Annotated in this window: 27 protein-coding genes; 8 read left to right on the plus strand and 19 right to left on the minus strand. The window is 71.7% G+C overall.

Annotated features, from left to right (window positions below; genetic code table 11):
- Positions 1-153: 153 nt before the first annotated feature.
- From ACGF0J_RS14285 to ACGF0J_RS14330, 10 genes are all read right to left on the minus strand, one after another.
- Complete coding sequence (locus tag ACGF0J_RS14285; protein ID WP_393145617.1) at positions 154-609, minus strand: hypothetical protein; 456 nt, start codon at positions 607-609, stop codon at positions 154-156.
- Complete coding sequence (locus tag ACGF0J_RS14290) at positions 606-1,016, minus strand: hypothetical protein (RefSeq protein WP_393145619.1); 411 nt, start codon at positions 1,014-1,016, stop codon at positions 606-608. Before ACGF0J_RS14290 ends, ACGF0J_RS14285 begins: the two co-directional genes overlap by 4 nt.
- Positions 1,013-1,768 (minus strand): protein phosphatase 2C domain-containing protein, encoded by a 756-nt coding sequence (locus ACGF0J_RS14295; RefSeq protein WP_393145621.1) that lies wholly within the window; start codon positions 1,766-1,768, stop codon positions 1,013-1,015. Before ACGF0J_RS14295 ends, ACGF0J_RS14290 begins: the two co-directional genes overlap by 4 nt.
- Positions 1,769-1,784: 16 nt before the next feature.
- Complete coding sequence (locus tag ACGF0J_RS14300) at positions 1,785-2,039, minus strand: hypothetical protein (protein WP_393145623.1); 255 nt, start codon at positions 2,037-2,039, stop codon at positions 1,785-1,787.
- Positions 2,040-2,047: 8 nt separating this feature from the next.
- Positions 2,048-2,482, minus strand: a complete 435-nt coding sequence (locus ACGF0J_RS14305; protein ID WP_393145625.1) for a hypothetical protein — start codon at positions 2,480-2,482, stop codon at positions 2,048-2,050.
- 67 nt (positions 2,483-2,549) lie between these two features.
- Positions 2,550-3,269, minus strand: coding sequence for a hypothetical protein (locus tag ACGF0J_RS14310; protein ID WP_393145627.1), 720 nt, complete (start codon positions 3,267-3,269; stop codon positions 2,550-2,552).
- Positions 3,270-3,418: 149 nt separating this feature from the next.
- Positions 3,419-3,733 (minus strand): hypothetical protein, encoded by a 315-nt coding sequence (locus ACGF0J_RS14315; protein WP_393145629.1) that lies wholly within the window; start codon positions 3,731-3,733, stop codon positions 3,419-3,421.
- 68 nt (positions 3,734-3,801) lie between these two features.
- A complete protein-coding gene (locus tag ACGF0J_RS14320; protein ID WP_393145631.1) occupies positions 3,802-4,059 on the minus strand; it encodes a hypothetical protein in 258 nt (85 codons plus the stop codon).
- Positions 4,056-4,634, minus strand: coding sequence for a hypothetical protein (locus ACGF0J_RS14325; protein ID WP_393145633.1), 579 nt, complete (start codon positions 4,632-4,634; stop codon positions 4,056-4,058). Before ACGF0J_RS14325 ends, ACGF0J_RS14320 begins: the two co-directional genes overlap by 4 nt.
- 346 nt (positions 4,635-4,980) lie before the next feature.
- Positions 4,981-6,219, minus strand: coding sequence for a hypothetical protein (locus ACGF0J_RS14330; protein ID WP_393145635.1), 1,239 nt, complete (start codon positions 6,217-6,219; stop codon positions 4,981-4,983).
- 525 nt (positions 6,220-6,744) lie between these two features.
- Between ACGF0J_RS14330 and ACGF0J_RS14335 the strand changes: the two genes are divergently transcribed.
- Entirely contained in the window at positions 6,745-8,022 is a 1,278-nt protein-coding gene (locus tag ACGF0J_RS14335; protein WP_393145637.1) for a tyrosine-type recombinase/integrase, read from the plus strand.
- A gap of 33 nt (positions 8,023-8,055) precedes the next feature.
- Here the strand turns inward: ACGF0J_RS14335 and ACGF0J_RS14340 are convergent, their stop codons facing one another.
- On the minus strand, positions 8,056-9,051 hold the full coding sequence (locus ACGF0J_RS14340) for a coiled-coil domain-containing protein (RefSeq protein ID WP_393145639.1): 996 nt from the start codon (positions 9,049-9,051) through the stop codon (positions 8,056-8,058).
- Between the two features lie 160 nt (positions 9,052-9,211).
- Between ACGF0J_RS14340 and nshR the strand changes: the two genes are divergently transcribed.
- Positions 9,212-10,021 carry an NshR/TsnR family 23S rRNA methyltransferase gene (gene nshR, locus ACGF0J_RS14345; RefSeq protein WP_393145641.1) on the plus strand — a complete coding sequence of 270 codons (810 nt, stop codon included), beginning with the start codon at positions 9,212-9,214 and terminating at the stop codon, positions 10,019-10,021.
- A gap of 41 nt (positions 10,022-10,062) precedes the next feature.
- Here the strand turns inward: nshR and ACGF0J_RS14350 are convergent, their stop codons facing one another.
- The gene (locus tag ACGF0J_RS14350) at positions 10,063-11,208 is read right to left on the minus strand and encodes an ABC transporter substrate-binding protein (protein WP_393145643.1); all 1,146 of its coding nucleotides are present in this window, start codon (positions 11,206-11,208) and stop codon (positions 10,063-10,065) included.
- Positions 11,209-11,453: 245 nt separating this feature from the next.
- Between ACGF0J_RS14350 and ACGF0J_RS14355 the strand changes: the two genes are divergently transcribed.
- Both ACGF0J_RS14355 and ACGF0J_RS14360 read left to right on the plus strand, forming a co-directional pair.
- On the plus strand, positions 11,454-12,020 hold the full coding sequence (locus ACGF0J_RS14355; protein ID WP_393145645.1) for a hypothetical protein: 567 nt from the start codon (positions 11,454-11,456) through the stop codon (positions 12,018-12,020).
- 4 nt (positions 12,021-12,024) lie between these two features.
- Positions 12,025-13,359 carry a hypothetical protein gene (locus ACGF0J_RS14360; RefSeq protein WP_393145647.1) on the plus strand — a complete coding sequence of 445 codons (1,335 nt, stop codon included), beginning with the start codon at positions 12,025-12,027 and terminating at the stop codon, positions 13,357-13,359.
- A 78-nt stretch (positions 13,360-13,437) separates the two neighbouring features.
- Here the strand turns inward: ACGF0J_RS14360 and ACGF0J_RS14365 are convergent, their stop codons facing one another.
- On the minus strand, positions 13,438-14,013 hold the full coding sequence (locus ACGF0J_RS14365) for a TetR/AcrR family transcriptional regulator (protein WP_393145649.1): 576 nt from the start codon (positions 14,011-14,013) through the stop codon (positions 13,438-13,440).
- Positions 14,014-14,062: 49 nt separating this feature from the next.
- Here ACGF0J_RS14365 and ACGF0J_RS14370 point away from each other — a divergent pair, with 49 nt between their 5' ends.
- The gene (locus tag ACGF0J_RS14370) at positions 14,063-14,548 is read left to right on the plus strand and encodes a DUF2867 domain-containing protein (protein WP_393145651.1); all 486 of its coding nucleotides are present in this window, start codon (positions 14,063-14,065) and stop codon (positions 14,546-14,548) included.
- Positions 14,549-14,649: 101 nt separating this feature from the next.
- On the opposite strand, the gene ACGF0J_RS14375 is transcribed toward ACGF0J_RS14370, so the two are convergent.
- The 3 genes from ACGF0J_RS14375 to ACGF0J_RS14385 form a co-directional block, all read right to left on the minus strand.
- A complete protein-coding gene (locus tag ACGF0J_RS14375) occupies positions 14,650-15,738 on the minus strand; it encodes an FAD-dependent oxidoreductase (protein ID WP_393145653.1) in 1,089 nt (362 codons plus the stop codon).
- A 59-nt stretch (positions 15,739-15,797) separates the two neighbouring features.
- Complete coding sequence (locus ACGF0J_RS14380; protein WP_393145655.1) at positions 15,798-16,310, minus strand: hypothetical protein; 513 nt, start codon at positions 16,308-16,310, stop codon at positions 15,798-15,800.
- A gap of 290 nt (positions 16,311-16,600) precedes the next feature.
- Positions 16,601-17,368 carry a hypothetical protein gene (locus tag ACGF0J_RS14385; protein WP_393145657.1) on the minus strand — a complete coding sequence of 256 codons (768 nt, stop codon included), beginning with the start codon at positions 17,366-17,368 and terminating at the stop codon, positions 16,601-16,603.
- Positions 17,369-17,703: 335 nt separating this feature from the next.
- On the opposite strand from ACGF0J_RS14385, the gene ACGF0J_RS14390 reads away from it, so the two are divergent.
- Positions 17,704-18,021 (plus strand): DUF6401 family natural product biosynthesis protein, encoded by a 318-nt coding sequence (locus ACGF0J_RS14390; RefSeq protein WP_393145659.1) that lies wholly within the window; start codon positions 17,704-17,706, stop codon positions 18,019-18,021.
- A gap of 233 nt (positions 18,022-18,254) precedes the next feature.
- Here ACGF0J_RS14390 and ACGF0J_RS14395 read toward each other — a convergent pair whose 3' ends face one another.
- On the minus strand, positions 18,255-19,148 hold the full coding sequence (locus tag ACGF0J_RS14395) for a hypothetical protein (protein WP_393145661.1): 894 nt from the start codon (positions 19,146-19,148) through the stop codon (positions 18,255-18,257).
- Between the two features lie 147 nt (positions 19,149-19,295).
- On the opposite strand from ACGF0J_RS14395, the gene ACGF0J_RS14400 reads away from it, so the two are divergent.
- The gene (locus ACGF0J_RS14400; RefSeq protein ID WP_393145662.1) at positions 19,296-19,901 is read left to right on the plus strand and encodes an acyclic terpene utilization AtuA family protein; all 606 of its coding nucleotides are present in this window, start codon (positions 19,296-19,298) and stop codon (positions 19,899-19,901) included.
- Between the two features lie 34 nt (positions 19,902-19,935).
- Positions 19,936-21,036 (plus strand): o-succinylbenzoate synthase, encoded by a 1,101-nt coding sequence (menC, locus tag ACGF0J_RS14405; protein WP_393145663.1) that lies wholly within the window; start codon positions 19,936-19,938, stop codon positions 21,034-21,036.
- Between the two features lie 119 nt (positions 21,037-21,155).
- On the opposite strand, the gene ACGF0J_RS14410 is transcribed toward menC, so the two are convergent.
- Both ACGF0J_RS14410 and ACGF0J_RS14415 read right to left on the minus strand, forming a co-directional pair.
- Positions 21,156-24,023, minus strand: a complete 2,868-nt coding sequence (locus ACGF0J_RS14410) for a glycoside hydrolase family 2 TIM barrel-domain containing protein (protein WP_393145664.1) — start codon at positions 24,021-24,023, stop codon at positions 21,156-21,158.
- Between the two features lie 123 nt (positions 24,024-24,146).
- Positions 24,147-24,773 carry a fasciclin domain-containing protein gene (locus ACGF0J_RS14415; protein ID WP_393145852.1) on the minus strand — a complete coding sequence of 209 codons (627 nt, stop codon included), beginning with the start codon at positions 24,771-24,773 and terminating at the stop codon, positions 24,147-24,149.
- Between the last annotated feature and the right edge of the window lie 24 nt (positions 24,774-24,797).

A 24,797-nucleotide genomic window follows, 5' to 3' on the forward strand; every position in this document is an offset into this window, starting at 1 on the left:
GGACCTCGCAGCACTTGGACACGATCGTGCCTCGCGAGTCGCCACGCGTGATGATGCGGGAGTTCCTGCCGCACGAGGGGCAGACGCGTCGCTCAACGCCTGGCAGGTCGTCGTCTTCGTCGTCAATTTCGGTGGCGAAAGTGCTCAGCGTGCTCACTGCTGCACCGCCGTCGTCTCCTCGGCGCGGACGTGCGTCGTGTAAGGCTCGCCCACGCCGCCGGCGTCGTAGTGGACGACGAGCCGGACCTTCGTCTCGTCGTCGGGGATGATGTTCTGCACCGTCCCGGCCTGCTCGCCGACGATGACGCGCTGGCCGCGGCGGAACGCCGACATCTGCTCGCGGTTGCCGCGCAGGTAGCGGGCCAGCAGCCCGAGCGACAGGATGCTGGCCGGGTTGGTCTGGCCGGGGTACTGGATGGCGGCCGCGAACGCTGTGCCCGCCTGGAAGCCGACGTAGATCTTCCAGTCGTCGCGGGTGAACTCCAGCTCGGTGACGCCGTCCGCGAAGGACGGGCCCGTGGTGACGGCCCAGCCACCCATGTTGGCCTTCGCGGTGATCACGCTGTAGCTGGTGTTCGGGTTGACGGCGGGCCGGACTCTTCTGGTCACCGTGTTCCTCTCGGGATTGAGTCGGACACGGCGCGGGCCGTGTCGTAGAAGGGGTCAGGTAGGTCAGCGGGGGCGCCGCAGTGGCACAGGCCGGTGAGGACGACGCCGCCGCGTAGGTCGATCCACCACCGGTCGGCGGTGGGCGGGAAGTGGTGGTCGAGCAGCAGCCCAGCGATGTGGTTGCGCTGCCGCATGCCGGGGTGGGCCAGCCGGCCCACCAGGAGGTTGAGGTGCGGGTACGCCTCGACCTGGCAAATCTCGGTGTCGGTGTCGCCATCGCCGAGGCTCAGCACGCCGGACAGGTAGGCCAGGTCCAGCCGTTCGCCGTCGTCGGTGAGCAGCAGCGCCACCCTGGCGCCGCTGTTCAGGTCGGTGGTGAGCAGCAGCCCGGTCACGGTGCTCGTCACTGCGCGTCCTCCTCGCCCTCGTCGCTGAGGTCGTCCCGGCCGTGCAGCAAGTCGATGACGGCGACGGTGGTGTTGTCGCGGCCGCGGCCACGCTTGGCCAGGTCGAGCAGCTGCGTCGCGACGTACTCGCCGTGCAGGTCAGGGATGGCGACGCGCGCCAGGTCGTCCAGCATGGCGTTCATGTGGTCGAACCGCCCGAGGAGGGATAGGTGTGCGGAGACGCCGTCCGACGCGAGGATGATTCGGGCGTAGTCGTCGGTGGAGGTGTACAGCCGGTGCGGCCACCCGCCGGCGGCGCCCTTGTGCTTCTCCTCGACGTTGCACGGGGTTGAGCAGGGGTGACAGGACGGCGTTGTCAGGGGAACGACCTCGCCGTCTTGCTTCACCGCCCATGCAGGCGAGTCGCCGACCCAGCCCAGATCCAGCCCGCCGCTGGTGATCGCGGCCACGACAGCCGTGGTGATGCCCTCCTGGCCGGGAGGGGCCTCCTCGTTGCGCCGCTGCAGGTAGCCGCGGGCCGCGTACAGGCCCTCGACCGCGCTGGCGGTTGAGCCGGTGACGGCCGCGCTTACCTGGGCGCTGATCTGCGCGGCCTCAGCCGCGTCCGGCTCGTCGCCGGCGCCGTCGCACACCGCGACGGCCAGCGCCGACGCGCCGTTGAGCACGGCGACGTAGTCGGCCTGGTGGTGGCGGCCGTTCTGGATGCTGTCGTAGTGGACGCGGGCGACGCCCGGGATGTAGAGGCTGTTCATGAGGGTTCGAGTCCTCTCAGGGCCGGAGTTCGGGCGGGAGCTGGGCGATGGGGATGCGCTGGACATAGGCGCCGTCGCCCCAGTTGTGGACGGCGTTCCAGGCGTGCGCCCGCGCCCACTCGCAGGGCACGGGGTGCCGGTTGTTGGGGTCGGGCTGTGGAGGCGCGCACGTCTTGCACGGGGCGCCGGTGACGTAGATGTTGCGGCCGCCGTTGGGGCTGACCGCCGCGTAGGCGTAGCCGCGCTCCTGGTCGAGGAGGTCGTTGCGCACGGCTGTCTCTACCGGTTTCGCAGCGTCGGGAGGGAGCCGTCGTGGTCGTCGTATCCGGCGTCTTCAAGCTCGGGCTCCTCCGACAGGGACCGGATGTAGCCCAGGGCCTGGGGCATCGTCCACTGGCTGACGCGCGGCACTCGGACGATCCCGGCCAGGTGGTGGATCAGGGCACGCCGGTCAGCGAGCGTGGCGTTCGGGTCGCCCAGCAGTTCCGTCATGCAGATGTCCATCACGGCGCGGACCATCTCGTAGCCGCCGGCCTGGTCGTTGCCCGGCACGTGCACGGTCTCGCCGCAGCCGATGTGCCGGTACGCCTGGTACCCGTTCGGCGCGGCGGCGTGGTTGCCTTCCTCCCATTCAGGGCTGTTGGCCAGGTGGAGGAACGCCAGATACCACGGGGCGCTCAGCTCCAGGAACGTGCGGCTCTTGGTCGTGGTCATGTCGTGTCCTTTCTCGGGAGAGAGGTAAGAGCCCGCCCGGGCGGCGGCCGCTGGCGGGCGGCTGCGGTCAGTTCCAGCGGGTGGAGCAGGCCACGTGGTGGTCATCGGGCGGCGCGTCCTGGTGCGCAGAGCAGTCGCCGCACTGATCGTCGATCTCCACCGGGAACGCGTCGGTGACGCTCTCCATCTGGCCGCTGTCGGCCTGGTCGTCGTCGAGGTAGCGGCAATCGACGATGACGCCGGAACACCCAACTGCGGCGCACCAGTACAGCCCGTTCCACTCGGGATGGTCAGGCTCGACGAGGGCGCCACCGGGCAAGCACGGGTGGAACCCCGCGAACGAAGAAATGTTGCCGCACTCGCAAGTGATGTCGTCGTACTCGTCCACCGTGACGACACCCGGCGGCGGCCCGTCCGCCCTCCGGATCCGGACGGGCTTGACTAGCCGCGCCGCCTGGCCACCGCGCCGGTGGGACGGGTAGGCGATCACGCCGTCGTAGGCCAGCCGACGCGCCTCCCTGCACTGCGGGGAAACGCAGGTCGCGGTCAGGTACGACCCGTCGCAGTCGTTCTCCACCGCGCGCGGCCGGGCGCGGCACCAGCTGCAAGCGGGCACCTGCTCGACCTGCAGCGGCAGCAGGGTCGCGCGGACCGTCAGCCCAGCGAGCCGCGCCGCGCGAAGAGAGCGGACCACTCGGGCGAGGTCGGTGGTGGTCTGCGGCTCGAACCAGTCGTAGCCCGGTAGTTCCAGTCGGTAGCGGCGGACGGCAACGGCGACGTGCTTCACGAGATAGCTCCCACTCTGGGCGGCCTGTCTGGGCCGGGTGTGTGCGTTACGCTGAGATGCGCTAGGTCCTCGTTGTGGCGACGAAGGGACCGGGGCTTTTTGTGGTGTTGGTGATGGCCGGGCCTGTGGCGGGCCCGGCCATCGGCGTTTCAGACCGTGGGCAGGACGCGCAGGGCCTGCGGGTTCACGGGCTCGACCCACACGCCAGCGGGCAGCGGCACCGGCTCGTACACGTCCGGCAGGTCCTCGGAGATCCCGCCGTCGCCAGCGAGGTACGCCCAGTCGGTCAGGCCGTGCAGCCAGACGATGACGCGGCCGCCCCCGCCGTCCCAATCGGCGTGCATGACCTGCGGCGCGTAGTCAGGCTGGGCGCGGAAGTGCTCGCCGATCGCGTCGGCGACCTGCTGGGCAATCTCGTCGGTGACTTCGGTGACGGCCGGGGCCTGGTCGAGGGTCAGGTGCATGGTGATTCCTTTCGGGTGTGCTGAGGGCCGCCTTGCGGCGGCTTGGGATGTCGGTTGCGGTACCGCTATCAGCCTGCGCGAGCGGCCGTCATCGCCTCGAGCATCGAGATGTGGCTGACCATGGCGAGGTGGATCGCCTCGTCGGCCATCCCCCGGCCCCAGCCAGCCTCGGCCAGGACCTTGATCAGGGCCTCGCGCACGTCGCCGTAGGCACCGCCGACCTGGACGGCCAACCGCTGGTTGTCGGCCCGGTCGAGCAGGTGCAGCGTCTCCAGCAGGTGCTCGGCGATCCCTCGGGTGCTGGTGTCCAGCGTCGGCGCGGTCACAGCCGTCCGTCTACGTAGGCGACGGCCTCGGCGATGCCCTTGCCGGTCTCCAGCGCGCGGTTGACGGACTCGATGGCCAGCGCGCGGTCCACGGACTGCGTGGCGAGCAGCGCGACCAGCGACTCCCGGACCGAGGTGTAGACGGGCCCGAAGTGCGGGCCGGACTCGACCTTGAGCGCGGCCGCCTTGCGCAGGCAGTGCAACAGGTTGTCAGCGAGCGCAATCGGCGGGGCGGGCAGGTCGATGTTCTCGTCCAGGTCGCCGAATTCGTTGATGACGTGCTGGATGACCTTCATCTGGTCGGCGCCAGTGAGATGGTCGAACGTCGCGGTCTCGTGCGGGTACGGCGTGGCGCCGATGGTGCGCTTGTACTCGCCGGACAGGTCGTCGTAGTAGAAGCCCGCCATGGCGAACACGCTGGCCGTCTCTCGCTGGAACTGGTCGGGGGTGGCGGCCGGCCCGGCCGTCATGCGGGCGATGGTGTGGAGCATGTGGGTGGTGGTGCCGCCCGCGTCGCGGACATCTTCGACGGCGTGCAGCAGCTGGGTTCGGGTGGGGGCGGTCATGGTCTGCATGTTGCGGCTCCTCGTGAATGCGGCGGCCCCGCGACCGTGGCGGTCGCGGGGCCGGGTGCCGGGAGGTTGGTAGCGCCGCCGCTATCAGCGCGTTTAGGCTGGTCAGCGGTGCTTTTGTGTGGTGCTTGGATCTCCAAACTAACACATCTAAGAGGTGTGAACATACAAAGGGTGTACCGGTGCGGGTCTCTGCTTATCACAGTTCGATTACCGTCTCAGACGCATTCTGAGCGCATGAACGCGCTAGACGCACCAGATGCACCAGATGCACCAGATCGCGCGTCTCCGTGGATCTCACGCGCGCGTAGCGGTGATTCTGCGTAGCCATCACGGTGAGCCCCCGGCTTTACGACGTAGATTCGGATTTGTCGTTTTGTCGGTACAGCCGAGCGGTCCGAGCCCGCATCCGCGCCCGCGCCAACGACACCCGCCGCCGCTCCGACTCCTCATCCATCACGCCGGGCTCTACCACCAGCGGTGAGGCTTCCACGAGGTGCGGCCACGACTCGACCACCTCCCGCGCCTGCCGATCGATCCAGTCCCACCGCCGCTCCCCCGCCTGCCGCCGCTTGGCCTCCAACGCCGCACGCGCCGCACGGAACGCCTCGGACGGGCCGGACGCCGGGACAGCGACAACGGGCGCGGGCGCGAGCACTTCGCTCCTGCTCGGCCGCGCTGCCCGCACGAGCGGGCCGCCGGCGCGGCGGGCGTTCTGCGCCTCCAACTGCGCACGTCGAGCGTCCTGCTCGGCGCGGAGCTGGGCGGCCGCGGCCGCGAGCTGCTGCGACTTGCTGGGCAGGGGCCGGCCGTGCTCGTCGAGCCACGCTGACAGCCGGAACCGCACCCAGCCGGGGACGTTGCGGATCTGGTGGCGGCTCGTCCAGGTGTAGGTCCAGGCTGTGCCGTCCGGCTGGTGATCCAGGGCGTGCAGCACGTCATTGGCGCTCCACCCAGCGGCGACAAAGCTCCTAGTCAGGTGCCGGATGTACCAGGGCGACAGCGGCCGCAGCGTGGTGCTGGTGTCGTGGATCTTCTGCGCGATCTGGAGTGCATGCTTGCGGGTCCCTGGCGTGGCGGCGGCCTCGGCCGTCGTCGCGATGCGGTGCGTACGGCGCGAAGGTGATCTTTCCTCGCCCGCGTGCGTAGGACCTTCCTGTACTCCCCTACGGGAAGTACAGGAAGGGGGTTCAGTTGTCGTTTTGTCGGTGTGCGCATCGTTTCCGCCTAGCTCGGGAGCCGGGACGCACAGGACCCACACCGCCGCCCGGTTCCCCAGGCCGTCGTCGTCGAGCCCGCACCGGTTCCCCCTGCGGAACCGCACGGTTGTGCCCGCCTCCACGACACCTAGGAAGCTGCGCTCACGCAGCCAGCGGATCCAGCGCTTCACGGTGGACAGCGCCAGGCCGAGATCGTCAGCGATACGCTGCTCGGTCGGACGGGTAGTCCTCGTCGCCCAGTCGGCCCAGTCCGCCAGCTTGGCCGCGACCTCCGTCAGGTTCCGGTAGGCGTGACACTTCAGGCCGAGCGCGTCGGGGTGCTCCTTGACAGAGCGGAGGAACGCCTGCTGAGAGTGGACACGGCGCATGCCCTCTGGAACGGCGGACAGGATCGCCGTCCGGGTTGGGATCAGCGAGGGTTGTGTGGCGTTCGGCCGCGGGCGCCGGCGGTTCGGGCGTGCCGGAGCGAACGCTTGGCGAGGTGATATCTTCGTCTCCAAGCATCTAGGGGCACCTCCCGATCGGCTTGGGCGACCAACCTGTGGGCCGGTCAGGGGTGCGGTGTCGCTGGTGATGTGGTGAGGCGCTCTCCGCTTTGGCGGGGGGCGCCTTTCTCGTTGTCTGGCCGGATCCGCTCCTGAGGGTGGACGGTCGGGGGCTCCCGCCATGTTCCGGTGCTCTCATGTGGTACAAACAATAGTAGACGCATCTGACGCGTCAGATCCACCTTAACGCGTTGAATGCGTTCCCACGAGACGCGTGTGCGTAAAGATCACTAAGCGCGAAAGGGCGCTCCCAGACGGTGGTTCGCGTGCTTCTGCAGGCGCACACCAGGCACGGAGCCAGACCGGAGCAGCCAACGCGCCGGCCACAACCCCTCAAGGAGAAGTGCGATGGCCCGCGTTAAGGACCTGTGGTTCAAGACAGTGACGGACTCGGACGGCGCGTTGCATCGAGAAAGGACCGCCCGGCATGGGAAGGGGAAGCGCTGGTTAGCGGTCTGGACGAATCTCGAAGGCCGGGAGCAGACAAAGGCATTCGCTAAGAAGACCGAGGCCGAGAAGCATGGCTCGATGATGGAGGCCGACAAGGCACGGGGTAACTACGTCGACCCGAACGGCGGCAAGACGCTGCTATCCGCCCTCGTCGAGGGTGAGGATGGCTGGCTGGCGTCGCTTGAGGCCGACCCATCCACCCGACAGATCTATGAGCGCTACTGGCGTGTGCACGTCAAGCCGAAGTTCGGGAATCGGGAGATCGGCTCAATCCGCCCCAGTGAGATCCGGAGCTGGGTGCAGCACCTCACCAAGAGCCTGGCCAAGAGCACCGCCCGGCTTGTGCTGCGGTTCCTGGAACACCTCTTGAACAGCGCCGTTGATGACGGCTTGATCGCCAAGAACCCGTGTGCGGCCAAGTCGGTCACGAAGCCCAAGGCGCTGAAGAAGAGGATTCAGCCATGGCCTACGGAACGGGTTCTCTCGATGATCGGTGAGCTACCCGACCGGTACGCCATCATGGTCATCCTCGGCGCGGGCTGCGGCCTTCGACAGGGAGAGATCTTCGGCCTCGCGGTGGACGACGTGGACTTCGGAGGAGGCGTCGTCCATGTGCGGCAGCAGGTGAAGCTCATCGAGGGAAAGCAGTTGTTCGGGCTGCCCAAGCACGATCGTGAGCGCACCGTTCCGCTCCCCGACTCAGTCGCCGCAGCCTTGCAGGACTACCTTGCTCGGTTCCCGGCCTGCGAGATAACTCTGCCTTGGGAAGAACTGACCGGAGAGCCACGAACCCTCCGTCTGGTTCTCACCAGCCGAGTGCCCAAGGCGTTCAACCGCAACTACATCAACAGGTTCATCTGGAAGCCCGCCCTTGAGCGGCTGGGGGTGATTGCCAAGGACCGACCCACCCGGAAGTTGACGGGCCGTTCCAACCAGACGGCACGGGAACATGGCATGCACGCGTTACGGCACTACTACGCCAGCGTGCTGCTCGACGCGGGCGAGTCCATCAAGGCGCTGGCCGAGTACCTCGGACATTCGGATCCCGGCTACACGCTCCGAACGTACACACACCTCATGTCAGGTAGTGACGGTCGGACGCGGAAGGTGATCGACGCTGCTTTGGGCTCAGAGGACCGGGAAACCGGAACAGAGCCGGAACAAGCCGCCCCCTAGAAGGGGATTCGCCTGGTAGAACGGCCACAAATCTCAGTAGACGGAGATGTGCGGGTGGTCGTAGTGGTTGGCCGTGGCGCCGCCGCGGTCCGACATGGTGCGCCAGGTCCCGGTGCGCACGTGCCAGATGCGCTGGCGGTAGATGACGTACATGATGGCCAGCCGCCTGGCGTTCTTCACCGCCCATTCGGCGATCTCGTCGCCGCGCTCGACCTCGGCGGCCGACGGCATGGCTCCGCCGCGGCTCAGCATGAAGTCGCAGGCCCGGCCGAGGGGGTGCTCGCCGCCGTCCTGGATCTGCCGGTAGCACCCGATGCCGAACGGCACGTCGAACCGTTCCTGGATGAGGGTCCGCACCAGGCGCATGCGGGGCGTGATGTGGTCGGCGCCGTCCGGAAGCTGGGGGACCCAGGTGCCGTCCGAGCGCCGCACGCCGGGGGCCTGGTGAAGCTGGTCGATCTTGTCCCGGATCTTCTCGATCAGCTTCTCGGCGCGGGCCTTGCGGTCGGCGAGGTCCTCGACCTGGTCGCCGAGCCGGCGGGAGCGGGCGGCCGCCTCCTGCTGGGCCCGGCGGTGGGTGTCACGCACCTGGGCGAACCCGCTCAGCCGGGCGCCCTGCTCGTCCACCAGCTGCTGGGCGAAGGCGAGCCGGCGCAGGTAGTCGTCCGTGCCGGGTGAGGCCCGGACGAACATGGCAGGGAGCGGTGAGGCGTTCATGTAGCCGGTGACGGCGATCCTGCGCAGCTCGGCGGACTCACGGTCGAGCACCTTCTGCGCGGCGGTGAGCTTCTCGCGGGCCGCCTTCTCGGCCTTGTCCGCCTTCTCGTGGGCGATGCGGCCGTTGTAGTAGTCGGTGATGAGCGCGTCCGACTCCTTCTGCAGGGCGGCGAGCTCCTTCTTCAGCTGCTTGACCGTGGGCTTCGGCGCCGCCTGCGCGGGGGCCGTGTTCACCGCGAGGGCGACGGCCAGCACCGTGCCGAGGAGGCGCAGCGCGCCACGCCGGCGGTCGGCGGGGGACGCAACCGCCACAGTGCTCCTTCACCCGTGCCTCTTCTTCCGAGGGAAGATAGTAGGGGATCACCCCACTTGGCCGTACATCTCCACCCTCCGCCACTCTGCCTGCCACCCTGCCTGCCACCCTGCCGCGGCACGCCCGGCCGGGCGTGCCGCCTGGGCTAGGATCGACCCCATGACAGAGCTGGACACGATCGTCGACATGTCCGACCCCGCGATTCAGAGAATCGTCGACGTCACCCGGCATTCGAGGTCCAGCATCAAAACCACATTGATCGAGGACACCGAGCCCCTCATCCAGTGCATCAGGACCGGGGTGCAGTTCGTTGAGATATACAGCAGCGACGGCAGTCCGATGCCGGAAGAACTGCTCGCGCTGTGCAGGAAGCACGACATAGCGACCCGTCTCGTCGACTCGTCGATCGTCAACCAGTTGTTCAAGGGCGAGCGCAAGGCCAAAACGTTCGGCATCGCGCGGGTCCCTCGTCCGTCCAGGTTCAGCGACATCGCAGCCGGCGGCGGGGACGTCGTCGTTCTCGACGGGGTGAAGATCGTCGGGAACATCGGCGCGATCGTGCGGACGTCGCTCGCGCTCGGCGCCTCGGGCATCGTCCTCGTCGACAGCGATCTCGCCACGGTCGCCGACCGGCGCCTCCTGCGGGCCAGCCGGGGCTACGTCTTCTCCCTGCCCATCGTTCTGGCCGGTCGCGAGGACGCGATCGCCTTCATCCGAGACCGCGGCATGCGGCTGATGGTGCTCGACGCCGACGGCGACCGCGAGGTGAAAGACCTCGCCGCCGACCCGGGACAGCTTGCCCTGTTGTTCGGCGGCGAAAAGGGAGGGCCTTCCGAGCTGTTCAGGGAAGCGTCTTCGGGCACGGTCTCCATTCCGATGATCAGCTCCACCGAGTCCCTCAACGTTTCGGTCTCGGTGGGCATCGCGTTGCATGCGAGAATCGACAGGAATTTCGCGGTCAGCCGATGACGCCTTCCCACCGGATCGACTCCTGAAGGCCGGACGGTACGTCACCGATGCGGCTCGGGCCCAGGGTGACCGGTGTGCAGGACCCGGAGCCGATCGGGCGCCGCGGGATCACGGTCGACGACCTGGACGGGCGGCCAGGCCCACTGCCACACGCTGATGCCCGGCATGCGGGAGAACCGGATCCGCCCGCGGGTGCCTTCGACCGCGACGCGCGGCCAGGATGCGGCGGTGCCCGCCCGGTCCGCGCCGTGCGAACGCAGCACCTCGGCGAGGACGGCGACCGTGTCGTAGCCCTCGAAGGCGACGAAGGACGGTGCTTCGGCCAGCCGCTCACGCAGGGCCGTCCCGACTCGTGCGCCGAGTGGCCCGAGGCGCTCGGGCAGGTAGCGCAGGAACGGGATCCCGGCGCCGTCGTCGCCCAGCGACGTGGCCCATGCGGCGAACTCCGGCTGCCCGGCCGGAGCACCGATCATGATCTCGGCGAGGCGCCGGTCGCGGCGGACGGATCTGACGATCGACACCGCCGGCTCCGGATGGCCGACCAGGAGGAGGAGGGCTGTCGCGCGATGGCCGGCGAGCTCGTCGCACAGGGCCGTGGGGGCGAGCGTGCTCATGTCGAGTTCGACGACGGTGCCGCCGCGTGGAGCGAGGTGGTCCCGCAGGATGCGGGCCCCGCAGGCCCAGTAGACGCTCGGCTGGGTCGCCACGGCGATGCGGCTGTGGCCCGCGCCGAGGAGGAAGTCCGCGTAGATCCGCCAGCCGTGGGACTGCGCCGGGGCCAGGCGCGCGACCCATTCGGTCGGCTGTTCGGTGAGCGCGTCGAGGACCGCCGACGAGCAGAGGAACGGCAGGCCGAGGGCGTCGGCCCTGGCGGCGGCGGCGCGGGCGACGACGCTGTGATACTCCCCTGCCAGGGCGGCCACGCCCAGGCGGGCCAGTTCGTCCACGGCGGCCGCGGCCCGCTGCGGATCGGCCGCGGTGTCCCGGACCACCAGTTCGAGTGGTCTTCCGCCGACCCCGCCGGCGTCGTTGACGTCGCGAACGGCCAGTTCGAGCCCGGCGAGCAGGTGCCGGCCCGCCTGGACCCAGCCAGGCCGAGTCAGCGGGACGAGAGCGCCGATCCGGACGGTCGATCCGTCGGTTCGCTCCGCTCCAGGTGGCGACGGTGGCGATGGTGGCGCGGTCATGCGCTGGTGTCTCCCGAGTGACTCTGCGGTTGCGGTTCGCACGGAACGTCCGGAAAGACCGTCACATGCTGCGGTTGCGAGGATACGGTCACTGAGCGCGAGACGGCTCAGGGGCCGGGTCGGACGTGCCCGTCTCAGGAGGTTCGACGCCGGACCGTAGCGGTCCGGTGATCCACCGCGATATCCACATGTGTGCCGGTGACTCCTGACTGCTGGACACGCCGCCCACGTCTTCCGGAGGACCCATGCGTCCGTCTCGACCGGCAGTGCTGGCCGCCCTCGTCATGCTCGCCGGGTGCGGGTCCCCGCCCCCGGCCGCGCTCACGCCGCCGCCGACCGTCGCGGCCGCATCGCCATCGCCCCCGACCTCACCCCCCGCCTCGCCCCTGACCTCGCCCCCGCCGTCCCCCTCGCCCCCGACCTCGCGGGCCACGCGGCCGATCGGGATCGGCCGGCTCGTGGGCACCTGGGTGGCCACCGGCGCGAGCGATTTCGGTACCGCCGAGCTCGTCTACCGGTTCACCGCTGACGGCGCCTACAAGCACGCGTCGGTTCTGCTGCAATCCAGACCCGCCGGGGTGTTCACCTTCACCGTCGCCGCCAAGGGCAGGGCCACGCTCCGAGGCGACACACTGACCCTGCGCCCCACGTGGGGAACCAGGACGCTTAAGGACCCCGAGGACCCCTCGCGCGACTACGAGCGGCCGCTGTCGTCACTCGCCCCGGAGCGCTACCGGATCCGGTGGTCCGGCACCGGTCTCGTCCTGACCGGCGCGAACGGCTCCTCGTCGCACTTCGAGCGGCAGGACTGACCTGGTGGCGCGCAAGGCGAAGCGCGGCGACCCGCGGACACCGCGCCCGCGCACCGGCGACACATCGCCCTTCGGCAAAAGCCTGCGACGCGTCCGCAGAAGCCTCGGCGACCCCGCGAACCTCCTCCAGCTCGTGATCGCCCTGCTGACAGCGCTGCCGGTGCTCGCCGGCGCGCTGCTGTCCTCACAGGCCTCCGACGACTGGCAGCAGGCCCTGCGCGACGACATCAAGCGTTCCGCGGCCGCCCTCGAAGACATCCGGTTCGTCTACACCGACGAGGCCAGGCCGGCCTTCCGGATCGCGATGGGCGAGGTGCGGGCCGAGGAGCTGAGGCTTGAGGGGGCCGGCGCGGCAGCCCGGTTCGAGGCAGGCGCCGAGGCCCAGACGGCCGCCCAGCTCCGCTTCGCGGAACGCGGCAAGGGCACACTCGTGGACGGTAACCGCTACCAGGCGCCTGACCACTCCTTCGACCTTCCGCGCCGCCTCGCCGACATTCGCGCCCGGCACCCCGGCCTCGTACGTCTCGATCCCGACGCGGCCCAGCGGGCGGGCGACGAGACGGGCGGAAGAGCGTTCCTGCTCTCCTGTCTGGTCTTCCCGCTGGTGGCCGGTTACCTGCTGCTGCAGGTGCGGATCGTGCGCCGGCGGACGCAACGCCGCCGGGCCCGCGACGCCGCGCTGATCCCGGAGCCGATCCGGCAGGACGCGCGTCGCGTGTCCGTCAGCGTGGCGCTGCTGGCCTGGCTGACGGTCGTCCTGGTCGCGCCGTTCCAACTGCTGGCCAACAACACTGAGCAGCGCGAACACGCCCTGTCCGCCCGCCATGCCAACCGCCTGTCGGCCACGATCGAGGCGAGCGGCATCGTGGCCTCGTTCGGGGCGGACGCCCGGAGGGTGGCCCGGGAACTGGGCGTCCGGTCGGCAGCCAGGCGGTACGTGCTGATCGACGCGACCGCGACGGAGTCGGCGCAGCACTCACCGGTCGCCGAGGCCGATGAACGCACCGCGGCCCGCTCGGAACGGCTGCTGCGGGCCATGGGGAGAATCCCCGGATCCGCCGACGGAGTCGACCCCGCCACCCGCGCCCTGCTCGCCGGAGACAAGCAGGACCTGGACCGCCTGTCGCGCGCCCAGGCTCGCCACGCGGACCTCGCGGACGGCGCCGGCACGCGCGCCACGCGGCTGACCGTCGCCCTCCTCTTCGCGGCGTTCGCGTTGAGCCTGGCGTCCTTCGCGGGCTCGGTGCAGGTCAAGAAGCGCGAGCGGCTATGGCGCGGGTGGTCACGTGCGATGCTCGCGATGGCAGTGTTGATCACCGTGGTGGCTTCGCTCGCGTGAGGTGTCCTTGCCTCCGTACGTGGGGTCCGCTCAGCGGGCGCCGGTGACGAAGGCTCGGGTTCCACGTGCGTGGCAGGGTCATGACGCGTCCAGAAGGGCCGCCGCGCAGTCGGCGACGGTGCTCTCGGCCGACGCCGGGATCCCATGGCCGGACGCGAGGTGCCTGCGGACCACGGCGTAGGGCAGGTCGACGGTCGCGATGACGATCCGCTCCGCGTCGTCCCGGCCCAGCCGCCCGGCGAGGGTGCGCAGGGCGGCGGCGACCCGGCCGTTGGCCAGCTTCAGCCGTTCCCGTGCCGCCGCCGGCCAGTGCCGCTCGTCGAAATCCGCGGCGCCGTACAGCAGGATGCCGCACTCAGCCGGATGGGCCCGGCTCCAGGCGACGACGTGGCGGGCGGCCGCCGGGGCGGCTTCGATGGCGGGAACGGTCTCCAGCGCGGCGAGGAAGCCGTCCTGGAAGCGTTCGACCGTACGCAGCCAGAGGGCGGCGAGCAACGCGGAGCGGCCGGGGAAGCGGTGGTAGACCGACCCGCTCGGCGCGCCCGCCTCCCGGGCGACGGCAGCCGCCGTGACGGCGCCGGGTCCGCCGTCGGCGGCCAGTGCGACGGCGGCGTCGAGCAGACGGTCGGCGTCATGCCGAGGTGGTCGTCCCATGCGGGCCACGATACGCTTTTTAGCGATATCTCTCTAAAAAGGAGTCTGCATGACCAGGAACCCGCCCGCTCTGCGGTCCCTCATCGAGGCCGGCGACTTCACGGACACCCACATCGCGCACGCCGGGGGGACCCTGCGGACCTTCGTCGCGGGCTCGACCGGCTGGAGTCCCGGCTGGCTGAAATTCCTCTACCGCGTCCGCTCGGTCTTCGCCAGGCTCCTGCGCACCGCCCACCCGGACGTCCGTCCCGGGTCGGGCGGCATGGGGCCGGACGACGTCCCCTTCACACCGGGGCGTCGGATCGGGTTCTTCACGGTCGTCGAGGGGGCCGAGGACCGGCACCTGCTGCTGTCGGCCAGCGACTCGCATCTGGCCGCCCACCTCGCGATCATCTCGGACGGGGGCGGCCGGTTCCGCCTGGTGACCGTGGTCCGCTACCTCCACTGGACCGGGAGGCTCTACTTCGCCGCCATCCGTCCCTTCCACTGGCTGGTGGTACGCGGCATGGCCCGCGCCGGAGCGCTGGGCGCATGAACACGGGCCGCCGGGCGGACCCCGCGGACATCAGAGGCCCCGGCCGACGGGTTCCCTCGGCGATCGCCGGAACGTCGGCGCGGTGCCTGCCGCGGCGCCGATCAGGCCGCCGGGGCGGTCAGCGGGGCTGTGCTCGTGAGGAGGCGGCGGACGTTGCGGGCGGCGGCGCGGCCGGCCCGGTTGGCTCCGACGGTGCTGGCCGAAGGACCGTAACCGACGAGCTGGACGCGCGGGTCGGCGAGTACGCGGGTGCCGTCCACCGCGATGCCGCCGCCCGGCCGTCGCAGGTGGAGTGGCGCGAGATGGTCGAGCGCGGAGCGGAACCCGGTCGCCCAGATGATCGTGTCGGCCGGTTCCTCGTGCCCGTCGGCCCACGCCACCCCGTACGGGGTGATGCGGGCGAACATCGGCAGCCGTTCCAGCGCTCCCTTCGCCAGGGCTTCGCGGACCACGGGCGTGTGGCCGAGGCCCGTGACGCTGACGACGCTCTGCGGCGGCAGCCCCGCCCGGACGCGGGCCTCGACACGGGCGACGGCCTCCCGCCGGGCGTCCTCGCCGAAGTCGTCCTCGCGGATGACGGGCGGGTGGCGGGTCACCCACAGGGTCCCGGCGGCGACGCCGGCGAGTTCCGCCAGCACGTGGGCGGCCGAGTGTCCGCCGCCCACCACGACGACCCTGCGCCCGGCGAACTCCGCCGGCCCCCGGTAGAGGGCGTAGTGGAGCTGCCGTCCCCGGAAGTCGCGCGCTCCGGGGTAGTACGGCCAGTACGGGCGGGTCCAGGTGCCGGTGGCGTTGACGACGGCTCGCGCCGCCCACCCGCGCCCGGCGTGCGGGCCGGCCGGGGCGGCGGTGACGAGCAGTCGGTCGCGCGGGCCGGGCGTGACGGCCGCCACCGTGACAGGGCGCAGCACGTCGAGGCCGACCTCGCGCTCGTAGGCGGCGTAGTAGGCGGGCACCGCCTCGGCGGCGGGCCGCCGGCCGTCCACGTCGGGGTCACGGCTGAGGCCCGGCAGGTCGAAGATGCCGTGCACCTTGTCCATGGTCAGCGTGGGAGACCGGTGCCGCCAGGCCCCGCCCGGCCCCGCTGCGGCGTCGAGCACGACCGTCTCCAGGTCGAACCGGCGCAGGAAGTACGCGCTGGACAGGCCCGCCTGCCCGGCTCCGATCACCACGACGTCGATGTCCTCCACGCCTCTGCCAACCACTCCGCCGCCCATCGTCTTCCCGCCGTCAGCTCGTCTTCCCGCCGTCAGCGGACGAAGGCCACGGCGCAGGCCGAGGCGATGAGCGTGGTGAGGACGACCATGAGCAGCACCGTGCCGAGCGGGCTGGGCCGCTCGCGCGGCGGCTCGGCTCGTTCGGCGCGCGGGCGGGCCGGCTGGGACGGCTGAGGCGGTGACGGGGTCGGTTCGGGGGCGGGCGCCGGGCGGCGGCTCGGGCGGACGGCCGGCACCTCGGCCCGCACGGCGCTCGGGGTGGGCATGGGGCGCGGCGCGGCGCTGCGCCGGGGCCTGCGGGTCAGCGTCGGCGCGGGCTTGACGGGCTTGGACGCCGTCGGCTCGGGGGTCGGCTCCGGCTTGCGCGTGGGCTTGTGCGTGGGCTGGTGCGTGGGCGTCGGCCGCGGGCGGGGAGGCACGGCCGCGGGGACCCGGCCGCACGCTCCGACGTGCACGGTGAGAACGGGCGCGTCGACGCAGATCGAGACGGGCGGGGCGCTGCACGGCCCGAGGCCGAGCCGCAGCACGGGAAGGTTGACGCACACCGAGAGGCCTGCCCGTGGCCGCTCCACCGGCCCGGACCCGGCGCCTTGGGACTCGGCCGCCGCGGGGCCGCTCGCCCCGAGTGCCAGTAACGTGCCGGCGAGCATCAGCCGGACCCGCCTGCCCCGGCCTGACGTGCGGCGGGCGGAGGGACGCCCGTGCCCGCCCGCTGCCCACCTCCGGTGCGTCGGCCCGCCGGGGCGGGGGAAGGGGGACGCCTCGCATTCGGGGCGGGTGGTGCCTTCGGTGGGTGCGTGTGCCGGCTCGCGTGAACCCGTTGCCCCGCCCATGGTCACATGCCTCCGGAAATCCGGGTGAACTCCTCCAGTGCGCCGCGGAAGGCGTCGGGGCCGACGGCCAGCGGGCCGTCGAAGACGCGGGAGATGTCCCACGTGAGCAGGGCGCCGAAGCCCAGCAGCGCGGCCATGGCCAGCAGCGGGACGAGGGCGGTGCCGCGCGGCCGGGCGCCTGCGAGAAACGGGAAGACGATCACGAGGAGACCCGTGACGACGGTCAGGACCAGGACTCCGGGCGGCGGGGTGGCGGCGGCGTCGGCGGCGCGCAGTGCCCGCGCCCCGGACAGGGCCGCCAGGTGCTCGAGGACGTCGGCCCGCGCCTCCGCCGCGCCGGTCTCCGTCGCCTCCATCGAGGTCACCCGGGTGCGCAACGCGTCGAGGCGTTCGGTGCCCACCGGATGCAGCCGCCCGTCGCGCATGGCGTCCCACTCGTCGCCGACGACGAACGTGAGGTAGTCGCGCAGCCCGGCCCGCACCGTCTCGGGCCCGGTGCCGGACAGGCCGGCCGCCGCCCAGTAGGCGTCGACGGCCGAACGGCTCTCGGTGAAGGTGTTTTGTCTGGCGGCGTCGGCCGTGGTCCACGGGACGATGATCGCTATCGCGAAGACCAACAGGAACAGGGCCGACAGCATCGACCCCGCGTGACCCGCCGACGGTCCGTCGGCCCGCCCGTCGGGACTGCCCTTGTCCGCCTTCTTGAACATGAGCGCGGTGAGCGCCACCACGCCCACTGCCGCCGCGACCGCAAGCGTGTACGCCACCATGACGATCTCCCACCCCCTGGCGAATACTGAACGTCACTTGACTATCACACTCCGCAGTCAATCGTGAAACCGGCAGGCCAGCAAAGTGAGTCCGTCCAGCCACTGGACGGACTCCGGCCACGATCCAGCCGACCGGAATCCGCCGGAGTGCGCCGCAGCGGCGTGTTAGCCTGCACCGACGGTCCGCGGCAGCGGCCCGGCCCACCCCGCACACCCCGGCCACCGCGACTCCGTGACGCTCGGGCGGGTGACCTGCGGGCGTCAGTTACCCCTACATGGCGGTATGGCATATTTCATGCACGAGTGCATGGAAAATTCGCATTAAGGTTGTTTGGGTGTTGTTTGAGAACGATTGGGCGGCTTCGCCGCTGCGTTGGCTCATGGAGACGCTCGGTCACGCCCAGCTCGAGCGGATGGCCGCCGAGCCCGGGCTGGTGGCCGCGGTCGACCAGCACGCCGCCGAGCTGCGGGAGACCATCTCACTCGACCGCGAGACGCTGGGCGACTACCTCCTGGGGTTCGCCGACGAGCTGCGGGAGCGCAACTGGAGCTTCCAGAGCCTCCACAGCGGCCACGACCCGGCCGCCGTGCGGCTGACGGCGATCTGCTGGCTGGCCCGTGAGCTCAACCTCCTGGACGAGTCCCCCGCCTGAGACGTCCGGGCAGACCTCACGCCCGAGACGTCCGGGCAGACCTCACGCCCGAGACGTCCGGGCAGACCTCACGCCTGAGACCTCCGGGGCGAACTGCACGCCGAGGACCTCCCCCCGGCGAGCCTCTCCCGCGAGCCCGCGGCCCCACGGCAGCGGCGGGCGACCGGGGCCCCGAGGCCGCCGGTCGCCGTCTTGCTCCGCCGCGATGATCACTCGACGCCGGTCACCGGCCGTCAGTACTCGGGCCGCCGACCGGTGTCCGGCATGTCCGGACGGGTGCCCGGCATGTCGGGACGGGTGCCCGGCATGTCGGGACGGTCGGCCCGGGCGCCGGGCTCGCCGCCGGTGCGGATGGGCGTGGTCGGCTCACCGGTCGCGGGCGTGGTCTGCGGCGTCTGCTGGGCCGGCGCCATGTGCGTGGCGTCCTGGCGGCCCCGCTGGTACGCCTCGGCCTGCGCGCGGGCCTGGGGCGCCTGCTCCTCCATACGGCCCAGCCAGCGGTCCCAGCGCTGCTGCATGGGACGCACCAGACCGCCGCCGACGCCGATCGCGATGATGGCGCCCACGGTGGCGAGCACGGTGATCAGCACCGGCGTGGTGACGGTGGTGGCCACGCCGATCTGGTTGAGCGCGGCGATGATGCCCAGCGCCCAGATGAACACCGAGGCGGCGGTGGCCAGCCACCGCCCGTAGGACAGCCCGCCGAGCGCGCTGCCGACGAGGTCGCGGACGGCTGCGGCGATCGCGCCGGCCACCACCACGATGATGATGGCGACGACGGCCCTGGGCAGCCAGGCCACCACCGCGGTCAACAGCGTGGAGATCGGGTTGGGCCCGAAGACGCTGAAGGCCAGCTGGAGGGTGACCAGCAGGATCGCGTAGTAGACCAGCTTGCCGATCAAGCCGCTGGCGTCGTAGCGGCTGCGCTCTAGCACCCGCCCCATGCCACTGCGCTGGACGGCACGGTCGAACCCGACCCGATCCAGGATCTTGTCGACCGCCTTGGCCAGCAGCTTGGCGATCAGCCAACCGATGATGAGGATGGCGATGAAGGCGACCAGCCTCGGGACGAACGCCACGACCTGCCGCAACATGTCCGTCAGGCTTTGGCCTAGGTTGTTGTCCACGGTTTCCTCCTTCGAGGCTCCAACGCAGACGCGCTACCCGCACAACGAGGCTTCACACACGTACTGCGACCGGACATGCGCCCACCGCCATGAGGACCAGAGCAACTACCGAGTGTGATGAAAGACTGCGCAGGGTAATGATCACGTATGTTGCGGATCGGCACCTCCGGCAGCGCCGGCTCGGCGGACGTGGTCATCTGCGGGTGGCGCGACGGCCGGCGTCCCCGGCTCAGGACGGGGGTCAAGCTGGTCTTCCAGGCGGGCGGCACGCTCCCCGACCTGCCCGGGCTGCGGGTCGGCAGGCGGCCGGCGCGCGGCGCCGAGGAGCTGGCGCGGGCGTTGTGCGAGGGGTTCGACGTGGTGGTGGCCGAGGCCGGCGATCCGGCGGCGCCCGTCGTGGCGGCCGGCATGTGGCACTACGGCTGGACGGCCGGCGACGTGGGGCCGCTGGCCGGGGCGACGGTGGCGGGGCTGGTGCTGGCGGGGCTGCGGGCGCCGTGCGCGCTGGAGGTCCGCGCCGACGGCGGGGCCACGCTGGACTGCGGGTCCACGCCCGGTCACGAGGTGACGGTCGCCGACGTGCTCGCCGGGCTGGCCGCCCGGTTCCGGTCCGGCCGCTACCGCACGCCGGTGGTGACGGTCCCGTTGGCGTCCGTCCGGCTGACGCAGGAGACGTGCTCGCGGGTGCGCGTCGCGCCGTGCGCGGGCGAGCCGGTGTACCTCGCGCAGTCCGGGCGGGTGCAGTCTGTGTAGGTACGCATCGAGACCCCTACGCACGGGAGCAAGCGTGAAGATCACAGGAGTGGAGCTGCGGCGCATCGCGATGCCGCTGGTGACGCCGTTCCGCACCTCGTTCGGCACCGAGACGGCCAGGGATGTGCTGCTGGTCAGGGTGGTCACGCCGGAGGCGGAGGGCTGGGGCGAGTGCGTGGCCATGTCGGAGCCGCTCTACTCCTCCGAGTACGTGGACGGGGCGGCCGAGGTGATCCGCCGGTTCCTGCTGCCCGCGCTGCCCGCGGAGGTCGACGCGCACGCCGTGGGCCGGGCGCTGGAGCCGGTCAAGGGGCACCGGATGGCCAAGACGGCGCTGGAGACGGCGGTGCTCGACGCGCAGTTGCGGGCCGCGGGCGAGTCGTTCGGCCGCTATCTCGGCGCGGCCCGCGACCGGGTGCCGTGCGGCGTGTCGGTGGGCATCATGGACTCGGTCCCGCGGCTGCTCGACGCGGTCGAGGGCTACCTGTCCGAGGGGTACGTGCGGATCAAGCTGAAGATCGAGCCGGGCTGGGACGTCGAGCCGGTCAGGGCGGTGCGGGAGCGGTTCGGCGACGGGGTGCTGCTCCAGGTCGACGCCAATGCCGCCTACACGCTCGCGGACGCGCCCCGGCTGGCCCGGCTGGACGACTTCGACCTGCTGCTGATCGAGCAGCCGCTCGCCAACGACGACCTCGTCCAGCACGCCCGGCTGGCCCGGCGGCTGCGCACCCCGGTCTGCCTGGACGAGTCGATCGAGTCGGCCGCGCACGCGGCGGCGGCGATCGAACTGGGCGCGTGCTCCGTCGTCAACGTCAAACCGGGGCGGGTCGGCGGCTACCTGGAGGCGCGGCGGATCCACGACCTGTGCCGGGCGCACGGGATCGCGGTGTGGTGCGGCGGCATGCTGGAGACCGGTCTCGGCCGGGCGGCGAACGTCGCGCTGGCGGCGCTGCCGGGTTTCACGCTGCCGGGCGACACCTCCGCCTCGCGCCGCTACTTCGCCACCGACGTCACCGAGCCGTTCGAGCTGCGTGACGGCCACCTGGACGTGCCGACCGGGCCGGGGCTGGGCGTCGAGCCGCTGCCGGAGGTCCTCGCCGAGGTGACCACGGCCACGGAGTGGATCCCGCTCTGAGCCCGTGCGGGGTCTCCGGCCGCGCCGGGTGACCCCGGCGCGGTGCCCGACCTCGGCCGGCGCCGATCCGGGGCCGCCTCCGGGCCGCCGGGGTCGTGCCGGCGGCCCGGAGGCCGGGCTCAGGCCGGGGCGAAGCGCAGGCGGAAGGTCGCCGGTGCGGCGCGCAGCTCGTACGCGGGCAGCGTGCCCGGCCCGCAGCTCGCCGTGCCGATCCCGTGCTGGGCGTGGTCCAGGTTGACGTGCACCCGGTCGCCCGGCACGAGGTCGGGCCGGTGGCTCGCCCGTTCCAGCTCGGCCGTCGTCCACCGCCGCACGGTGAGGCCGAACTCCGGATCGCCCGTCACCCGCACGCCTCTCCCGTCGTCGCCGGTCAGCTCGGCCCAGCGGACGCCGGCGCGGTGACCGTTCTCCTGGGGGTACACGTACGGGGTCTGCAGCTCCTCGACGGTGGCGCTCCACCGGCCGACGCGGGCCGCCATGCCGGTGTCGGGGTACGCCTCGCCGGGGCCGCGGCCGAACCAGGTGACGTTCCCGACGGCGGCGGGCAGCGCCATGACGACGCCGAGGCGCGGCAGCGGGACGGTCCAGTCTCCTTCGGGGACGACCTCCACGGTCAGCTCCAGCGCGTCGCCGGCGGCGGTCCAGCGGTAGGCGGCGCGCAGGCCGAGGTCGGTCGCGGCGGGCGCGACGCGGGTCAGCACGGTGAGCCCGCCGCCGTCCTCCTCCACGGCGTCCACGCGGTGGGTGAGCCGGTGCAGGCCGAGGTCGCGCCAGGCGGCGGCCAGCCGGCCGTACCGGTCGTTGTCGGTGGGCGCCCGCCACAGTTCGAGTCGGGGGCCCTCCACGTCGAGGCCGAACAAGCCGGCGAGCCGGCCGGTGGCCGTGTCGAACCGGCCGCCGCCGAGCACGATGCCCGCGGCGTCGCGGGCGAGAGCCGGAGCGGGGGCCGGAGCGGGGGCCGACGCCGGGGCCGGAGTGGCGCCGAGGGCCCCGGTGGCGGGGCTCTGGGTGGCAGAGGCGGCGGCAGGGGTGGCGGCCGGGGCGGGCAGGCGGACCTGGCCCCACGCGACCTCGTGCCCGGCCTCGGCCCACGGCTCGTCGGCGGCCAGCACGGCGCGGACGGTGAGCCAGCGTTCCCCCTCCCCCGCCGGGGGTTCGGGCAGCTTCACCTCGCCGCCGTCGGCCGGGACGTCGAGGGCGTGCGCGGTGACCGGCTCGCCCTCGGCCTCCACGGTGGCCGTGAACGCCAGGTGCGCCAGGTCGCGGTGCTCGTGCGGGTTGGACACGCGCACCGTGCCGTCGCCGAAGGTGAACCGGACCGGCTCGAACACCTTCTTCAGGTCCAGCAGCCCCGGTGACGGCGTGCGGTCGGGGAAGACCAGGCCGTCGATGACGAAGTTGCCGTCGTGCAGCGGCTCGCCGTAGTCGCCGCCGTAGGCGTGGCCCAGCGCGGGGTGCGCGAGCCCGTGGTCGATCCACTCCCAGACGAACCCGCCGGCCAGCCTCGGGTAGCGTTCGAACAGCTCCTGGTACTCCGCCAGGCCGCCGGGGCCGAGGCCCATGGCGTGGGCGTACTCGCACTGCAGGAACGGCATCGCGCGCCGTCGCGCGTCCAGCTCCGGGTCGGGCAGCGGTTCCTCCGTGCCGCGCCCGATCGCCTCCACCTCGGCGTGGCTCGCGTACATCCGCGAGTAGACGTCGGTGTGGGCGCACGACCGGTCGCCCTCGTAGTGGAGGGGCCGGGACGGATCGCGCTCGCGGGTCCAGTCGGCCATCACCGCGAGGTTGCGGCCCGTGCCGGACTCGTTGCCGAGCGACCACATGATCACACTGGGGTGGTTCTTGTCGCGTTCGACCATGCGGCGCATCCGGTCGAGCAGCGCCTCGGCCCAGCGGGGGTCGTCGGTGGGGTTGCGGCGCCAGCCGGTCTTCTCGAAGCCGTGCGTCTCCAGGTCACACTCGTCGATCACCCACAGCCCCAGCTCGTCGCACAGGTCGAGGAAGGCGGGGTGGGGCGGGTAGTGGCTGGTGCGGACGGCGTTGACGTTGTGCCGCTTCATGAGCAGCACGTCCTCGCGCATGGTCGCCAGGGGTACGGCGCGGCCGTGCAGGGGGTGGAACTCGTGCCGGTTCACGCCCTTGAGCAGCAGGGGGCGGCCGTTGGCCAGCAGGACGCCGTTCTCGATGGAGATCGTGCGGAAGCCGACGCGCAGCCGTACGGACTCGCCGGGGAAGGCGACGACGGCGTCGTAGAGGCGCGGGGTGTCGGCCGACCACGGTTCGACGTCGACGGTGACCGGGGTTCCCGGCTCCAGGCCGTCGATGCCCAGCTCGGGCAGGCTGAGCCGGCCGCCGTCGGCGTCGAAGCTCAACGTGCCGCGCCCGTCGGCGTAGGAGGCGCGCACGAACACGTCGGCGGTCGAGCGGGTCAGCGTGACGTCCCGGAAGATGCCGGGCAGCCACCACATGTCCTGGTCCTCCAGGTAGCTGGCGGCCGACCACTGGTGGACCCGGACGGCGAGCACGTTGCGGCCGGGGCGCAGGTGCGGCCCGGCGTCGAACTCCACGGGCAGCCTGCTGCCGGTGGTGCAGCCGAGCTCGTGACCGTTCAGCCAGACCCGGGCGAAGGAGTCGACGCCCTCGAACCGCAGCCGCCCGCCGTTCCAGCCGGCCGGCAGGTCGAAGGCGCGCCGGTAGTCGCCGGTGGGGTTGTCGGACGGGACGTGGGGCGGGTCGACGGGGAACGGGTAGACGACGTTGGTGTAGGCGGGTGCGCCGTGGCCGTGCAGCGGCCAGTGCGACGGCACGGGCAGGTCGTCCCAGCCGGAGTCGTCGTAGCCGGGGTCGGCGAAGTCGGCGGGGGCGTGCGCGGTGGGCGAGAGGCGGAAGCGCCAGGCGCCGTTGAGGTCGAGGGCGGGGGCGTCGGAATGGAGGGCCGCCCGGGGGGCGAGACGGCCCGAGCCGGGGGTGAGGTCTGCGAGTTCCATCGCCGCAGAAGCCTACGGGGTACGGCCTCCGCCGCGCGACGGGTGACGGCGGGCTCCCCGCCGCTGGCCCGGGTGGTCCGTGGTGGACCACCCGGGCGCCCGTCCGTCGCGGGGAGCCGGCCGTCACTGGGGCATGAGGACCTTGTCGATGACGTAGACGGTGGCGTTGCCGGTGGAGATGTTCCCGCACGTCACCTTGGCGTCGTTGATCGTGAGGTCCTCGCCGGAGCCCTTGGTGGTCAGCTCGCCGCCCTCCAGCGTCTTGAGCGTGACGTCCTCCATGTCGGCGGGCGCCTTGCGGCCCTCGACGACGTGGTAGGTGAGGATCCTGGTCAGCTCTTCCTTGTCGGCCATGACCCGGTCCTTGGCCTCCTGCGGGATCGCGTCGAACGCGTCGTTGCTGGGGGCGAACACGGTGATGTCCTCGGCCTGGTTCAGCTTGTCGGCCAGGCCGGCCTGGTTGACCGCCTCGGCCAGCGAGGACAGGTCGGGCACGTCGCCGAGCGCGCTGGCGACGGGTTTGTCGGCGATGCCGGGCAGGGCGCCTTCGAGCGCGGAGCATCCCGGGCCTTCCGGGCTGCCCTGCGGTGCCGGCGAGGTCATCTCTCCCGGTGAGGTGGTCTCGCCGGGCGCGGGCGTCATCTCTCCGGTGGCGGTCTCCTCCGGCGTGGGCGGCGGAGAGGAGAGGGCGGAGGCGCTGGTACTACCGGTCACGGTGGCGGTCAGCGCCAGCGCCGCCGCGAGAAGCATTCGTTTCACGATGTCCCCCTGGGT

The sequence above is a fragment of the Nonomuraea sp. NPDC047897 genome, assembly GCF_043204415.1.
Classification (GTDB): Bacteria; Actinomycetota; Actinomycetes; order Streptosporangiales; family Streptosporangiaceae; genus Nonomuraea.